Origin of the sequence: Stenotrophomonas rhizophila, from assembly GCF_003651185.1 — a bacterium.
Classification (GTDB): Bacteria; Pseudomonadota; Gammaproteobacteria; order Xanthomonadales; family Xanthomonadaceae; genus Stenotrophomonas; species Stenotrophomonas maltophilia_Z.
In genome coordinates, this window is the sequence record NZ_RCDC01000006.1 from 331,625 (window position 1) to 347,209 (window position 15,585).

13 protein-coding genes are annotated in these 15,585 nt (G+C 66.5%); 10 read left to right on the forward strand and 3 right to left on the reverse strand.

Annotated features, from left to right (window positions below):
• The first annotated feature begins 23 nt into the window (after positions 1 to 23).
• From murC to lpxC, 6 genes are all read left to right on the forward strand, one after another.
• Positions 24 to 1,460: a UDP-N-acetylmuramate--L-alanine ligase gene (gene murC / locus BCL79_RS15615; RefSeq protein ID WP_121042706.1), complete on the forward strand. Its 1,437-nt coding sequence runs from the start codon at positions 24 to 26 to the stop codon at positions 1,458 to 1,460.
• Positions 1,457 to 2,440: a D-alanine--D-alanine ligase gene (locus tag BCL79_RS15620; protein ID WP_121042708.1), complete on the forward strand. Its 984-nt coding sequence runs from the start codon at positions 1,457 to 1,459 to the stop codon at positions 2,438 to 2,440. Before murC ends, BCL79_RS15620 begins: the two co-directional genes overlap by 4 nt.
• Entirely contained in the window at positions 2,437 to 3,189 is a 753-nt protein-coding gene (locus BCL79_RS15625) for a cell division protein FtsQ/DivIB (RefSeq protein ID WP_121042710.1), read from the forward strand. The genes BCL79_RS15620 and BCL79_RS15625 overlap by 4 nt, the downstream gene beginning before the upstream one ends.
• A complete protein-coding gene (ftsA, locus tag BCL79_RS15630) occupies positions 3,186 to 4,421 on the forward strand; it encodes a cell division protein FtsA (RefSeq protein WP_017355446.1) in 1,236 nt (411 codons plus the stop codon). The genes BCL79_RS15625 and ftsA overlap by 4 nt, the downstream gene beginning before the upstream one ends.
• Before the next feature lie 268 nt (positions 4,422 to 4,689).
• Positions 4,690 to 5,922 (forward strand): cell division protein FtsZ, encoded by a 1,233-nt coding sequence (gene ftsZ, locus BCL79_RS15635; protein WP_019182482.1) that lies wholly within the window; start codon positions 4,690 to 4,692, stop codon positions 5,920 to 5,922.
• Positions 5,923 to 6,138: 216 nt separating this feature from the next.
• Entirely contained in the window at positions 6,139 to 7,050 is a 912-nt protein-coding gene (gene lpxC, locus BCL79_RS15640) for a UDP-3-O-acyl-N-acetylglucosamine deacetylase (protein ID WP_088433963.1), read from the forward strand.
• A gap of 296 nt (positions 7,051 to 7,346) precedes the next feature.
• On the opposite strand, the gene BCL79_RS15645 is transcribed toward lpxC, so the two are convergent.
• Positions 7,347 to 7,787, reverse strand: a complete 441-nt coding sequence (locus tag BCL79_RS15645) for a DUF721 domain-containing protein (RefSeq protein WP_026069663.1) — start codon at positions 7,785 to 7,787, stop codon at positions 7,347 to 7,349.
• Positions 7,788 to 7,799: 12 nt separating this feature from the next.
• On the opposite strand from BCL79_RS15645, the gene BCL79_RS15650 reads away from it, so the two are divergent.
• The 3 genes from BCL79_RS15650 to BCL79_RS15660 all read left to right on the forward strand — a co-directional run bounded on the left by BCL79_RS15650 (position 7,800) and on the right by BCL79_RS15660 (position 13,121).
• On the forward strand, positions 7,800 to 8,750 hold the full coding sequence (locus BCL79_RS15650; RefSeq protein ID WP_019182479.1) for a M23 family metallopeptidase: 951 nt from the start codon (positions 7,800 to 7,802) through the stop codon (positions 8,748 to 8,750).
• A 168-nt stretch (positions 8,751 to 8,918) separates the two neighbouring features.
• Complete coding sequence (gene secA / locus BCL79_RS15655) at positions 8,919 to 11,651, forward strand: preprotein translocase subunit SecA (protein ID WP_121042712.1); 2,733 nt, start codon at positions 8,919 to 8,921, stop codon at positions 11,649 to 11,651.
• 510 nt (positions 11,652 to 12,161) lie between these two features.
• Positions 12,162 to 13,121 (forward strand): Nudix family hydrolase, encoded by a 960-nt coding sequence (locus BCL79_RS15660; RefSeq protein ID WP_121042714.1) that lies wholly within the window; start codon positions 12,162 to 12,164, stop codon positions 13,119 to 13,121.
• Here the strand turns inward: BCL79_RS15660 and BCL79_RS15665 are convergent.
• Together BCL79_RS15665 and metF are read right to left on the reverse strand one after the other, a co-directional pair.
• Positions 13,111 to 13,677, reverse strand: a complete 567-nt coding sequence (locus tag BCL79_RS15665) for a hypothetical protein (protein WP_121042716.1) — start codon at positions 13,675 to 13,677, stop codon at positions 13,111 to 13,113. The two genes, BCL79_RS15660 and BCL79_RS15665, sit on opposite strands and share 11 nt — an antisense overlap.
• 50 nt (positions 13,678 to 13,727) lie before the next feature.
• Positions 13,728 to 14,555, reverse strand: a complete 828-nt coding sequence (gene metF / locus BCL79_RS15670; RefSeq protein WP_121042718.1) for a methylenetetrahydrofolate reductase [NAD(P)H] — start codon at positions 14,553 to 14,555, stop codon at positions 13,728 to 13,730.
• 124 nt (positions 14,556 to 14,679) lie between these two features.
• Here metF and BCL79_RS15675 point away from each other — a divergent pair, with 124 nt between their 5' ends.
• A complete protein-coding gene (locus tag BCL79_RS15675) occupies positions 14,680 to 15,570 on the forward strand; it encodes a TIGR01777 family oxidoreductase (protein WP_121042720.1) in 891 nt (296 codons plus the stop codon).
• Positions 15,571 to 15,585: the final 15 nt, after the last annotated feature.

Consider the following 15,585-nt stretch of genomic DNA (forward strand, 5'->3'; position numbering starts at 1 on the left):
GCCAGCCTGGCGCGAGGCCGCGCATGATCCGCCGCCTCCACGACACCAACGACCTGGTACGCGCGTTCCCGCGCGTGCACTTCGTCGGCATCGGCGGCACCGGCATGAGCGGCATCGCCGAAGTGATGCTGACGCTGGGCTATGAAGTGTCCGGTTCGGACAATGCCGACAACGCCGCGACCCGCCGCCTGGCCGGCCTGGGTGCGCGCGTGATGCGTGGCCACTCGGCCGCCAACGTGCTTGGCACCGACTGCGTGGTCGTCTCCAGCGCGATCCGCGATGACAACCCGGAACTGATGGAAGCGCGCAGCCAGCGCATTCCGATCATGCCGCGCGCGGCGATGCTGGCCGAACTGATGCGCTTCCGCCGCGGCATCGCGGTGGCCGGCACGCACGGCAAGACCACCACCACCAGCCTCACCGCCGCGGTGCTGAGCGAAGGCGGGCTGGACCCGACCTTCGTGATCGGCGGCCAGCTGCTCGCCGCCGGTGCCAACGCCAAGCTCGGCGGTGGCCAGTGGCTGGTGGCCGAAGCCGACGAAAGCGATGGCAGCTTCCTGCGCCTGAACCCGCTGGTCTCGGTGATCACCAACATCGATTCGGACCACCTGGAAAACTACGGCAACGATTTTGCCCGCGTCCAGGCCGCGTTCGCCGAGTTCCTGCAGCGCCTGCCGTTCTACGGGCTGGCGGTGCTGTGCATCGACGATCCGGAAGTGGCCGCATTGGCCGCGCAGACGCCACGCCATGTCATGAGCTATGGCATGAGCAGCAACGCTGACGTGCGTGCCGAGGATGTGGTCCAGGACGGGCCGCGCATGCATTTCACCCTGCGCCTGCCGGAAGGCAGCAGCCACCCGGTGACGCTGGCCCTGCCGGGCGAGCACAACGTGCTCAACGCGCTGGCCGCCGCCGCCGTGGGCTGGCAGCTGGGCGTGGCGCCGGAGGCGATCGCGCGTGCGCTGGAGAGCTTTGCCGGCATCGGCCGCCGCTTCAATGACCTGGGCATCGTCACCACGCACACCGGTGCCAAGGTCCGCGTGATCGACGATTACGGCCACCACCCGCGTGAGCTGGCCGCCGTGTTCGCTGCTGCCCGGGGTGGCTGGCCGAGCCAGCGCCTGGTCGTGGCGTTCCAGCCACACCGTTACAGCCGCACCCGCGATCAGTTCGATGCCTTTGCCGCGGTGCTGTCCGAAGTGGATGCGCTGGTGCTGAGCGAGGTGTACCCGGCCGGCGAAGCGCCGATCCCGGGCGCCGATTCGCGTTCGCTGGCCCGCGCCATCCGTGCGCGCGGCCGCAGCGAGCCGGTCGTGGTCGGCAACGCCGCCGAACTGGCCCACGTGCTGCCCGACGTGCTGCAGGACGGTGACCTGCTGCTGATGATGGGGGCCGGTGACATCGGCTACATCGCCCAGCAGATCGCCGGCGAAGGTTTCCAGGAGACCCCGGCGGCATGAACGCGCTGACCTTCCCGCCGCTGCGCCTCACCGACCCGGCCATGTTCGGCCGCGTCGCCGTGCTGCTGGGTGGTACCTCCAGCGAGCGCAACGTCTCGCTGGATTCCGGCCGCAACGTGATCGAAGCGCTGCGCGCGCGCGGCGTCGATGCGATCGCGGTCGACGGCATCCCGGCCCTGGCGCTCGCGCTGGTCGAGAAGCGCTTCGACCGCGTCTTCAACATTCTCCACGGCCATAACGGCGGTGGCGAAGATGGCATCGTGCAGGGCCTGATGGAAGCCTTCGGCGTGCCCTACACCGGCTCGGACGTGCTGGGCTCGGCGTTGAGCATGGACAAGATCCGCACCAAGCAGGTGTGGCTGTCGCACGGCCTGCCGACCCCGCGCTTCATCGCGCTGGACCAGGCCTCCGACGTCCACGCCGCCGCGGCCGAGCTCGGCCTGCCGGTGGTGGTCAAGCCGGCCAATGAAGGCTCCAGCGTTGGCATCAGCCGCGTGGTGGAAGAGGCCGGCCTGGATGAGGCGGTCGCGCTGGCGGTGCGCTATGACGGCCAGCTGCTGATGGAGCAGATGGTGGTCGGCGACGAGTTGACCGTGGCGATCCTGGGCGACCAGGCGCTGCCGTCGATCCGCATCGTGCCCAAGGGCCAGTGGTACGACTACAACGCCAAATACATCGCCGAGGACACCCAGTACCTGTGCCCGGGCCTGGAGGGCGAGGATGAAATCGAGATCCGCCGCCTCGCGCTGGCCGCGTTCCGCGCCGCCGGTTGCCGTGGCTGGGGCCGGGTGGACGTGATGCGCGACCGCAGCAGCGGCCGCTTCTACCTGTTGGAAGTGAACACCGCGCCGGGCATGACCAGCCATTCGCTGGTGCCCAAGGCGGCCAGCCAGGCCGGGATCGGCTTTGAAGAGCTGGTCTGGCGCGTGCTGGAACAGACCCTGCCGGGTCACGCCGCACAGGAGCACCGCCACGCATGAACGCGGTGCTGCGCATCTTCGTCTGGTTGCTGGCCCTGTCGGTCGTGGCACTGCCGGTGGTGGCGGTGCTCAACGGCTGGGTCGGTGCCGAGCGGTGGCCGTTGGCCAAGCTGCGCGTGCACGGTGAGTTCAAGCGGGTGCCGGCCGAGCAGCTGCAGCAGGTGGTGCTGCCCTATGCGAAGTCCGGCTTCTTCGCGGTCAAGCTGCAGGATGCGCAGGACGCCATCGAAACGTTGCCGTGGGTGGAAAGCGCGCAGGTCCGCAAGCAGTGGCCGGACGTGCTGGAAATCACCCTGGTCGAGCACAAGCCGTTCGCGCGCTGGGGCCATGACCGCCTGCTCTCCGAGCAGGGCAAGTTGTTCGCCACGCCGAAGAAGCTGCAGGACCTGGAACTGCCCGACCTGGATGGGCCGGACAGCCAGACCGAAGAAGTGGTGGCGCTCTACAACGATGCGCGCGCGCTGTTCGCGCCGGCCGGCGTGGACGTCAAGCGGGTCACCATGGACGCACGCGGCAGCTGGTCGCTGGTGCTGAGCAATGGCACCGAAGTCGTCGTCGGCCGCGACGATGCCCGTTCGCGCCTCCAGCGCTTCGTACGCGTGCTGCCGCAGCTGGCCAATCAAGCGGCGCCGATCGAGCGCGCCGACCTCCGATACACCAATGGTTTCACGCTGAGCTGGGGTACCCCGGTTCCGGCCGCACCGGCCACGCCGGCCACTGTGGCGCACAGGACGCAGGACAGGACATGAATCGCAAGGGTGACAAATCACTGATCGTTGGTCTGGATATCGGCACCTCCAAGGTGGTGGCGCTGGTCGGCGAGTATTCGCCCGGCAATCCGATCGAGGTCATCGGCATCGGCTCGCACGAATCGCGCGGTCTCAAGCGCGGCGTGGTGGTGGATATCGAATCGACCGTGCAGTCCATCCAGCGTGCGGTCGAAGAGGCCGAGCTGATGGCCGGCTGCGAGATCCGCTCGGTGTATGCCTCGATCTCCGGCAACCACGTGCAGTGCAAGAACTCGCCCGGCATCGTGCCGATCCGCGACGGCGAAGTGACCTGGGGCGACCTGGATCGCGTGCTGGATGCGGCCAAGGCGGTGGCGATCCCGGCCGACCAGAAGATCCTGCATGCGATCCCGCGCGAGTACGTGCTGGACGATTCGCAGGAAGGCATCCGCAACCCGGTCGGCATGACCGGCGTGCGCCTGGAAGTGCATGCCCACCTGGTGGTGTGCGCACAGTCGGCCGCGGCCAACATCTCCAAGTGCGTGCAGCGCTGCGGCCTGCAGGTCGATGACCTGGTGCTGTCCTCGCTGGCCTCCAGCGTGGCCGTGCTGACCGCCGACGAGCGCGAGCTGGGCGTGGTACTGGTCGACATGGGCGCCGGCACCACCGACCTGGCCGTGTTCGTGCAGGGCGCGATCTGCCACACCGCCTCGCTGCCGATCGCCGGCGACCACGTCACCAACGACATCGCGCACATGCTGCGCACGCCGACCCCGGAAGCCGAGCAGATCAAGGTGCGCTATGCCTGCGCCCTGGCCCAGCTGGCCACCGCCGAGGAGAGCATCCAGGTGCCCAGCGTCGGCGATCGTCCGCCGCGCCGGATGCCGCGCCACGCACTCGCCCAGGCGGTGCAGGGCCGTTACGAGGAAATCTTCGAGATGGTGCAGGCCGAACTGCGCCGTTCCGGTTTCGAGGAACTGGTGCGCGCCGGCATGGTGCTCACCGGTGGCGCCTCGAAGATGGAAGGCGTGGTCGAACTGGCCGAGGAAATGCTGCAGATGCCGGTGCGCGTGGGCATTCCGCAGCACGTCACCGGGCTGGGCGAAGTAGTGGGCAACCCGGTGCATGCCACCGGCGTGGGCCTGCTGCTGATGGGCAGCCAGATCGAACACCCGCGTCGCCCGTCGCTGCCCACCGGCCGCGCCGGCAGCATGTTCAAGAAGCTCAAAACCTGGTTCCGCGGCGAGTTCTGATCGCGGTTCGCAACACGCAGTACACATGCAATACGCGATAAGCAGTTCCCGAAAAATCCACGTAGTCCACGCAACACAGGCAACACCCCGCAGTGCGAAGTAGCAACACCGGCCCACGGGTCGTTCTTTGAAGCAGGCAATACCGCCGCGGTTGGCTCTATCCAGCCGGGCATACCAACTACAACTCGCCGGTACGACGGTGGGGAGGACAGGAGAAGGAATCTCCGAAGCCCCCGTCCCGCGTAAACGGCAACACGAGGACACGGACATGGCGCATTTCGAACTGATTGAAAAGATGGCACCCAATGCGGTGATCAAGGTGATCGGCGTGGGCGGCGGCGGCGGCAACGCCGTGGCGCACATGGTCAGCACCAGTGTGGACGGCGTGGAATTCATCACCGCCAACACCGACTCGCAGGCCATCAAGAATTGTGGTGCCAAGCTGCAGCTGCAGCTGGGTACCAACGTCACCAAGGGCCTGGGCGCAGGCGCGAACCCGGAAGTCGGCCGCCAGGCCGCGCTGGAAGACCGTGAGCGCATCATGGACGCCCTGCAGGGGGCGGATATGGTGTTCATCACCGCCGGCATGGGCGGCGGCACCGGCACCGGTGCAGCCCCGGTCGTGGCCCAGCTGGCCAAGGAGATGGGCATCCTGACCGTCGCCGTGGTCACCAAGCCGTTCCCGTTCGAAGGCCGTCGCCGCATGCAGGTCGCGCTGAAGGGCATCGAAGAACTGAGCCAGCATTGCGATTCGCTGATCACCATCCCGAACGAAAAGCTGATCACCGTGCTGGGCCGCAACGCCACCATGATCCAGGCCTTCCGTGCCGCCAACGACGTCCTCCAGGGCGCCGTGCAGGGCATCGCCGACCTGATCGTGCGGCCGGGCCTGATCAACGTCGACTTCGCCGACGTGCGCACCGTCATGTCCGAAATGGGCCTGGCGATGATGGGCACCGGCACCGCGCGTGGCGATGACCGCGCCCAGGCCGCTGCCGAAGCCGCCATCCAGAACCCGCTGCTGGACGATGTGAACCTGGCCGGTGCCAACGGCATCCTGGTCAACATCACCGCCGGCGCCGACTTCACGATGGCCGAGTTCGACGAGATCGGCCGCACCATCGATGGCTTCGCTTCGGAAGATGCCACCGTGGTCGTGGGTACCGTGCTGGATCCGGACATGCAGGACGAAGTCCGCGTGACCGTGGTCGCCACTGGCCTGAACCGTGCCGTCACCGCCAAGACCCAGCGTCCGGGCGAGCGCGCACCGATCAAGCTGGTCCGCAACGCCACCACCGGCCAGCCGGAGTTCGGCGAGTTCGACAACGGCGGCGATGCGGTCTCCAAGGCCGTGGGCGGGATGGGCATGGGCATGGGCCTGCGTCGTCCGAGCGCCGACACCGTGGCCCCGTCGGCCCCGAGCGCATCGGGTCCGGCCGCCGCTGAACTGCCGAACGATTACCTGGACATCCCGGCGTTCCTGCGCCGCCAGGCGGACTGAGTACTGCGTGCCGGGGCCTTGTCCTCCCCGGTAAGCACCTCCATGTCCCATGCTGCCGGGCCAGGATCGGCCCGGCAGTCTGACCGCCGTCGTGCATCGCGCACGTCCGGGCAGTGCTGTCGACGCACCACGGTTCACGGAAGGGACAGCGGTAGTGCGTGTTATTCTTGTTTGTCACAGCCGCGCTGACCGCGCGCTTTCTGGTCCTGCACCCCGATGATTCCGCAACGCACCCTCAAGAACACGATCCGCGCCACCGGCGTTGGCCTTCACAGTGGTGACAAGGTCTACATGACCCTGCGCCCGGCCCCGGTCAACCACGGCATCGTCTTCCGTCGCGTCGATATGGACCCGGTGGTGGAAGTGCCTGCGCGTGCGGATCTGGTCACCGAAGTCACCCTGTGCACCGGCCTGACCTATCACGAGGCCAAGATCCAGACCGTCGAACACCTGATGTCGGCCCTGGCCGGCCTGGGTGTGGACAACATCATCGTGGAACTGTCCTCGGCCGAGCTGCCGATCATGGACGGTTCCTCCGGCCCGTTCGTCTTCCTGCTGCAGTCGGCGGGCATCGCCGAGCAGGACGCGCCGAAACGCTTCATCCGCATTCTCAAGACGGTGGAAGTCACCGATGGCGACAAGGTCGCCCGCTTCGAGCCGTACGAAGGCTACAAGCTCGGTTTCACCATCCAGTTCAACCACCCGATGATCCCGGCCAAGCAGTCGCGGGCGGAAATCGAGTTCTCGACCCTGGCCTACACCAAGGAAATCTCGCGCGCCCGGACCTTCGGCTTCATGCGGGATCTGGAGTACATGCGCGAGCGCAACCTGGGCCTGGGCGGTTCGATGGACAACGCCATCGTGCTCGACGAGTTCCGCGTGCTCAACGACGACGGCCTGCGCTACGCCGATGAGTTCGTGCGCCACAAGATCCTCGATGCGATCGGCGATCTGTATCTGGCCGGCGGCCAGGTGCTGGGCGCGTACGAAGGCTTCAAGTCGGGCCACGCGCTCAACAACAAGCTGGTGCGCGCGCTGCTGGCCGATGCCAGTGCATGGGAGTGGGTCAGCTATGACTCGCCCGCGGCCGCCGCACCGGTCGTCTACGGTCTGCCGGCGTACGCCTGAGTCAGGTGTGGGCGCAAGCCATTGATTTAAAAGGAAACGAGACGGCGCCCACGGCGCCGTTTCTGCGTTCAGGGCTGCGCAGGCGCGGAGCGCGGCGTGACCTTGACGTCAATGAACCGTGGGGGTGCACAGCGCACAGATTTGTGAACCTCATCAAGGTTTCTACCGAATTTAACGTTAATTTAATAAAACACTAACGACTGGCGGCGGTTCCGCCGCTACAGTGCAGACCGGCTCCCAGCCAAAGTTCACGTGATCGTGACGCGGCCGGGAAGGGGCGGGATGCCCCGATGGCTTCACGATTTGGAGGAATCCACATCGCGCAGACAAGCCAACGCGTCGCGTAGCCCTTTGTGCGTGGCGGCTGAAACAGCGTGGGGGCCATTCCTGTTGTCGATCGCTGGGGAGCGTGGGGGAGGGGCAGATGCTGTTTTGACGGTCACCTTGGTGACCTTCAGCCCGATGGACCGGGCCGCGTCGATCAACTGTGCTTCGGCAAGCCGGACCTTGGCGTGCCACACGGGAGATTCGACGAGAAAAACGAGGTGCTCGCCGTTTACATTCGCCAGCCGGCAACGGGTGGCCAGTGCAGGCGGCAAATGGGGGCGCAATTGACGGTCCAGCGCGTCGAGCCACAAGGCACGACGCAGCGGGTTACCGGCTTTGTCCGCCATGACCGCATCCAGCGCCGGCTTCGGCGTGGATGGGGAACGGGCACTGGATTTCGGCTCAGACATGAAAACTCACTGATGGCATTCAAAAAGATCGTAATCAAAACGCGTGAAGGACAGGCCAAGACGCCGCTGGCGCGTTTGCGTTTCTACTTCGAAGATTCCCCCCGGGCCCTGCTGGGCAGTGTGCTGGGGGTGGGCTGCCTGATCGGCTTCGGTGCCGGTATCGGTGGCAGCATGTTCAACGATTCCCGGCTCCACGCCAAGGTCGCACAGCAGGAACGCGAGCTGGCGCAGGCCCAGAAGGACGCTCAGACCCAGGTCAACGCGCTGGCTGCGCGGATGGGCGAGCTGCAGGCGCAGGCCACCCGTCTCAATGCGCTGGGCGAACGCCTCACCCAGATGGGCAAACTGGAAGACGGTGAATTCGACTTCAACGAGACCCCCGGCCTCGGTGAAGGCGAGCCCGGCCCGACCCAGGACATCCCGGTCAGCGCGGTCAACGCCGACTTACAGGTGCTGGAGCAGCGCTTTGCTGCTTCAGGCCGCCAGCTGTCGGTGATGGAGTCGCTGATGTTCGACCACCAGCTCGAACAGAACGCCGTGCCCTCGCGCATGCCGATCCGCAACACCTACATCACCTCCAACTTCGGGACCCGCAGCGATCCGTTCGGTCGTGGTGCGGCCACCCACAAGGGCATGGATTTCCACGCCAAGGTCGGTGACCCGGTGATGTCGGTGGCCGACGGCGTGGTCAGCTTCGCCGGTGTGAAAGGCGGCTACGGCAATGTGGTCGATGTGGACCATGGCAATGGCTATGTGACCCGCTATGCGCATAATTCGCGCCTGGTGGTGAAGCCGGGCGATCTGGTCCGGGCCGGCCAGGAAGTGGCCAAGGCCGGTTCCACGGGCCGTTCCACCGGTGCCCACGTGCACTTCGAGGTCTGGGAACGCGGCCAGGTGGTCAATCCGCGCAAGTTCCTCGGTGATGGCGGCAATACCCCGGTCGGCCGCGTTTCGCGGGGCTGATCACGGTAACGAACTTGAACGGGGGTGCTTGAAACGCCGGACCCCCGTCCCAAGCTACAATGGGTGTTGCCATAGACAGGGCGCGGTGCGCCCTGTTTCGTTTGCGGCGTGCGCATCCCCTGGGGAGAGCGCCGCCGTTGGGGCGTCTCATTCCAACCGGTTCCTTCAATGATCAACAGCCTGCTTACCCGCGTCTTCGGCAGTCGTAATGAACGACAGCTGCGCCAGCTCAACCGCATCGTCGCCAAGATCAATGCGTTGGAGCCGGAAATCGAAAAGCTCTCCGACGAGCAGCTCAAGGCCAAGACCCCGGAATTCAAGCAGCGCATCGCTGACGGTGAGGCCCTGGACAAGGTGCTTCCCGAAGCGTTCGCGGTCTGCCGTGAAGCCAGCCGCCGTGTGCTGGGCATGCGCCATTACGATGTACAGCTGATCGGCGGCATGGTCCTGCACCTGGGCAAGATCGCGGAAATGCGCACCGGTGAAGGCAAGACCCTGGTCGCCACGCTGCCGGTGTATCTGAACGCGCTGGAAGGCAAGGGCGTCCACGTGGTCACCGTGAACGACTACCTGGCCCGCCGTGACTCGGCGCAGATGGGCAAGCTCTACAACTGGCTGGGCATGAGCGTGGGCGTGGTCTACCCGGGCATGCCGCATGGCGACAAGCGCGAGGCGTATGCCAGCGACATCACCTACGGCACCAACAACGAGTTCGGTTTCGATTACCTGCGCGACAACATGGCGCTGTCCCGTGCGGACCGCTACCAGCGCGGCCTGCATTACGCGATCGTCGATGAAGTCGACTCGATCCTGATCGATGAAGCCCGTACCCCGCTGATCATCTCCGGCCCGGCCGATGATTCCCCGGAGCTGTACATCCGTGTCAACCGCGTCGTTCCGCACCTGATCAAGCAGGAGGCCGAGGAAGGCGAAGGCGATTTCTGGGTGGACGAGAAGGGCAAGCAGGTCCATCTGTCCGAAGCGGGCATGGAACATGCCGAGGCACTGCTGGTGGAAGCCGGCATCCTCAATGCCGAGACCGAAGGCCTCTACGCCGCGCAGAACCTGACCGTGGTGCACCACCTCAACGCGGCGCTGCGTGCGCATGCGATCTACCAGCGCGACGTGGATTACATCGTGCGCGATGGCGAAGTGGTGATCGTGGATGAATTCACCGGCCGTACCCTGGCCGGCCGCCGCTGGTCCGATGGCCTGCACCAGGCGGTGGAAGCGAAGGAAGGCGTGCCGGTCCAGCGTGAGAACCAGACGCTGGCGAGCATCACCTTCCAGAACCTGTTCCGCATGTACAAGAAGCTGTCCGGCATGACCGGTACGGCCGATACGGAAGCCTACGAGTTCCAGAGCATCTACAACCTGGAAGTGGTGGTGATCCCGACCAACCGCCCGACCATCCGCAAGGACGGTTCGGACCAGGTGTTCCTCAACCGCAACGGCAAGTTCAACGCCGTGCTGGCCGATATCCAGGCCTGCAACGAGCGCGGCCAGCCGGTGCTGGTGGGTACCACCTCGATCGAAACCTCGGAGATGCTGTCCGAGCATCTGCGCAAGGCCGGTGTGCACCACGAAGTGCTCAACGCCAAGCAGCATGACCGCGAAGCGACCATCATCGCCAACGCCGGCATGCCGGGCGCGGTGACCATCGCCACCAACATGGCCGGCCGTGGTACCGACATCGTGCTGGGCGGTTCGCTGGAAGCGCAGCTGCATGAGCTGGGCGAAGAGGCGACGCCGGAACAGCGTGCCAAGGTCAAGGCCGAATGGCAGGTCCGCCACGATGCGGTCAAGGCGGCCGGTGGCCTGCACATCGTCGGCACCGAGCGCCATGAGTCGCGCCGTATCGATAACCAGCTGCGTGGCCGTTCGGGCCGCCAGGGCGATCCGGGTTCGTCCCGCTTCTACCTGTCGCTGGAAGACAACCTGATGCGCATCTTCGCCTCGGACTGGGTCCAGAAGGCGATGCGCATGATGGGCATGAAGGAAGACGACGTCATCGAGGATCGTCTGGTCAGCCGCCAGATCGAAAAGGCGCAGCGCAAGGTCGAAGCGCACAACTTCGATATCCGCAAGAATCTGCTGGACTTCGACGACGTCAACAACGATCAGCGCAAGGTGATCTACAGCCAGCGCGATGAGCTGCTGGATGCCGAATCGGTGAAGGACAACGTGGATGGCATCCGTGGCGATGTGATCTTCGATGTGGTGGCGCGCTTCGTGCCGCCGAACTCGATCGACGAGCAGTGGGACCTGCAGGGTCTGGAAGCAACGCTGGCATCGGACTTCGGCATCGACATGTCGCTGACCGAACTGGTCAAGGCACACGAAGAGCTGGATGCCGAGGGCATCGCCGAGAAGGTGCAGGCCAAGGTCGACGAGCATTTCGCGGCGAAGGAAGCCGGCGTGGGCGACGAGACCATGCGCGCGCTGGAGAAGCACGTGATGCTGACCGTGCTGGACCAGAGCTGGAAGGAGCACCTGGCACGCATGGATTACCTGCGCCAGGGCATCTACCTGCGCGGCTATGCGCAGAAGCAGCCGAAGCAGGAGTACAAGAAGGAAGCCTTCGAACTGTTCTCGGAGATGCTGGAGAACGTGAAGCGCGAAGTGGTGACGTTGCTGGCGCGCGTGCGTATCCGCAGCGAAGAGGAAGTGGCGGCGCTGGAGCAGGCCGAGCGCCAGCAGGCGGAGGCACGTCTGCTGCAGTCGCAGTTCCAGCACCAGGACGCGGGCGGTTACGGTGCGGACGAAGAGGCTGCGCAGGTGGAGGCGGCGCAGAACGGCGTGGCGCAGGTCAGCCGCGATGAGCCGAAGGTCGGCCGCAACGATCCGTGCCCGTGCGGCAGCGGCAAGAAGTACAAGCACTGCCATGGTCAGCTGAGCTGATCGGTTGATTGGCTGATCGACTGATCGGCTGTTTGGAAGTGCTGAAGAAGCCCCGCCTGGTGCGGGGCTTTTTTGTGGTTCGTCGCCAACGGCGTGGCGCCTCGAATGTCCATGGCGTGAGGCGACCGGGCAGCCCCGTCCAGGACACGCCGTAAATACCTCCTTGTAGGCTCGACACCCGCATCCATGCGGGTGACGGTCCTTCCCGGAGCAGCCCGGTCGCCTCGTGACAGTGGGTTGCGATAGCGGTGGGCAGATCAAGGGCCGCTTTGCGAACCCACCACATGCGAGCTCCGTAGCGACCGATAGGCCCCTGGGCAAAATCAAGGAGGAGGCCGTCGCCGCCAGGCGGCGGCCGGGGGACATTTGCCGAGGGGCCTATCGGTCGCTGCGGGGCCCTCACGCTCGCGGTAGACCTGAGCGAAGACACCACCACGAAATCCGCACTCCACCTCGACGGTACCCGCAGGGGCATTGCGTCACCCGGCCCGGTTTGGGCATTCTCCGGGTATGTCATCTCCCCTTCGTTCGATCCATGTCGTGGCCGGCGTCATCACCGATGCCCGTGGCCGCATTCTGCTCAACCGTCGTACCGAGAACCGCGATATGGCCGGCCTGTGGGAATTCCCGGGCGGCAAGCGGGAAGCCGGCGAGACCTCCGATGAGGCGCTGGTGCGGGAGCTGCGCGAGGAGCTGGGGATCGAGGCGGAGATCGGTGAGTGGATCATGGAGGTGCCGCAGATCTACCCGGACAAGCGGCTCCGTCTTGAGGTGCGCCGGGTCCAGGGTTGGAAGGGCTCGCCGCGGGGCCGCGAGGGGCAGGCGATCACCTGGGTGGCGCCGGACAAGCTCCACCGGTATTCGATGCCGCCGGCGGACCTGCCGGTGGTCGCGGCGTTGCGGCAGCCGGACCGGTACCTGATCACCCCCGAGCTGGAGGGCGAGGAGGACAGCGTCCACCAGGCTTGGCTGGGACGCTTGGCGCAGGCACTGGAGAGCGGGGTGCGCCGCGTACAGCTGCGCACGCCGTCCAGCCCGGCGCGGGTGGCGCTGGCCGAGCGCGTGATCCAGCAGCATGGACCACGGACCCAGTGGCTGGTGAACCGGGACATCGACCTGGCCCGGCGGCTGGGGGTCGGGGTGCATCTTGGCAGTGAGCAGCTGCTGGCGCTGGGCGAGCGGCCGCTGCCGGCGGGTCAGCTGGTGGCGGCGTCCTGCCACGATCTGGCGCAGTTGCAGGCGGCGCAGCGGCTGGGATGTGATTTCGCGGTGCTGGGCCCGGTGCAGGTGACGACCAGCCACCCGGATGCCACGCCGCTGGGCTGGGCGGCCTTCGAGGCGCTGCGCGAGCAGGTGTCGTTGCCGCTGTATGCGCTGGGCGGGATGACACCCGGCGATATCGAGCAGGCGCGCCGCCATGGGGCGCAGGGCATCGCGGCGATCCGGTCGCTGTGGCCGGCTACAGCGTGATCCAGAAGCAGCCGTACTGACGGCGCAGGCCGAATACCGTACGGGCCGGGGTGGCGGCGCTGCCGAGGGTCTGTTCGATGCGCAGGCCGACCGGACGGGGACGTGAGGGGGGCTCGGCACTGCCCGCCGTGGCGAGTGCCGGATCGACCAGCGGCGGAGCCGTATCCGGGTAGACCGGCGCGATGTCGATCAGCGGGCGTTTCACCACCGATTCCAGCCGACCGATGATGGTGTTGGCGGTCGCGTTGGAGACGTTGCTCCAGAGGTAGATCGACGACAGCCGGTTGACGTCCTGCGCGCTCACCGCGTCGCGGATCTGCCCGGTCAGTTCACTGAGCCGGCGCGCGCAGCCGGCGCGGTAGATGCCGGTGTTGCCGACGCTCGCGGTGCGCGGGGGCATACGGGAGGTCGCCCCCAGTGCATCGCAGCGGCGATCGGTGAAGACGGTTTCGCCTTGGGCCGTGGTGCAGCGGTTCACGCGCTGCGGCGCCTGCGCCAGGACGGGGGGCGAGGGCAGGCACAGCGCACTCAGCAGGAGCCACACGAACGGTTTCATCGCAGCAGCGTAGCGGCGTGGGCGTTATCTGCAAGCGATGCGTGGCGGCCTCACCCGCGCAGCAGTTTCAGCACCTGGGTGGTCGGCTTGGCCAGGTTGAGCGTGTAGAAGTGCAGGCCCGGCGCGCCGCCAGCGACCAGGCGTTCGCAAAGGCTGGCCACCACCTCGGCACCGAACGCGCGGACCGCTTCGGCATCGTCACCGTAGGCCTGCATGCGCTTGCCGATCCAACGCGGGATCTCCGCACCGCACTGCTCGGAGAAGCGCCGCAGCTGGCTGAAATTGGAGATCGGCATGATGCCTGGCACGATCGGCACGGTGACCCCCAGCTTGCGTACCGCATCGACGAAGTGGAAGTAGGCATCGGCGTTGAAGAAGTATTGGGTGATCGCCGCATCGGCACCGGCGTCGATCTTGGTCTTGAAGTGCTTCAGGTCCAGCAGCGCGTCATTGGCCTGCGGGTGGGTCTCCGGATACGCGCCTACTTCGATCCGGAACGCATCACCATGCTCGGCGCGGATGAAGCTGATCAGCTCGGAGGCATACCGCAGGTCGCCGGGGTGGCCCATGCCCGAGGGCAGGTCACCGCGCAGGGCGACGATGCGGCGGCAGCCGATCGCGCGGTACAGCTTGAGCAGTTCGCGGATCTCCTCGCGGCTGCCACCGACGCAGGACAGGTGCGGTGCCGCCTCGAAGCCATGGTGCTGCTTGAGGTGACGCACCGTCTCGGAGGTGTAGCTGAGCGTCGAGCCGCCGGCACCGAACGTACACGACACGTACTCCGGCGCGAACACCTTCAGCTTGGCCGCGGTCCGGTCCAGCTGGGCACGCTGCTCGTCGGTCTTGGGCGGATAGAACTCGAAGCTGATGGCGGTCATGGGCGGGGCGCGTCGGCGGGTGTGGTTTAATCATATCTCTTCATCGCGATGAATGTGAAGTGCGTGACAGTCGTCTGCACATCGCGCCGCCTACACTGAGCGTGACTTCATCGGAGCACCCGCCATGCAGATTCTCGTCACCGGTGGCACCGGCTTCATCGGCAGCCGCCTGTGCACGCGGCTGCTGGCCGCGGGCCATGACCCCATCGTCCTCACCCGCCGGCCCGGCCGGAACCCGCAGAAGGGCGTGCGCAGCGTTGCAGCGCTGGAGGAAGTCGGTCCGGTCCAGGCGGTGGTCAACCTGGCAGGCGAGCCGTTGATGGAGGGCCGCTGGACCGATGAACGCAAACAGGCGCTGCGCGATTCCCGGATCGGCACGACGCAGGCGCTGCTGGCCTGGATGGCCGCGCTGCCTGAACGGCCGAAGGTGCTGGTGTCCGGCTCGGCGATCGGTTGGTACGGTCCCCGCGACAGCGCGCCGCTGGATGAGACCGCCTCGCCCGGCCACGACTTCGCCGCGATGCTGTGCCGGCAGTGGGAGGCCGAGGCGCTCAAGGCCGAGGACCTCAGCGTGCGCACCTGCGTGCTGCGGACCGGCATCGTGCTCGAACGTGAGGGCGGCGCACTGCAGAAGATGCTGCCGCCGTTCCGGATGGGGCTCGGCGGGCCGATGGGCGATGGGCGGCAGTGGATGAGCTGGATCCATCGCGAGGACCTGGTCGGGATGATCCTGTGGCTGCTCACCACCGACCGGGCACGCGGCGCCTACAACGGCACGGCGCCCGGCACGGTCAGCAACCGGACCTTCGCCACCACGCTGGGCGAGGTGCTGCACCGTCCGGCGCGGCTGACCACCCCGGCATTCGCCTTGAAACTGGGCTTCGGCGAAATGAGCGGGCTGCTGCTGACCGGGCAGAACGTGCAGCCGGTGCACGCCTTGGCGGAGGGATTTGTCTTCCAGTATCCATCGCTGCCGGCGGCCTTGCAGGCCATCGTGGGCGCGCCGGATCGCTGAGGCGCGGATGTTCAT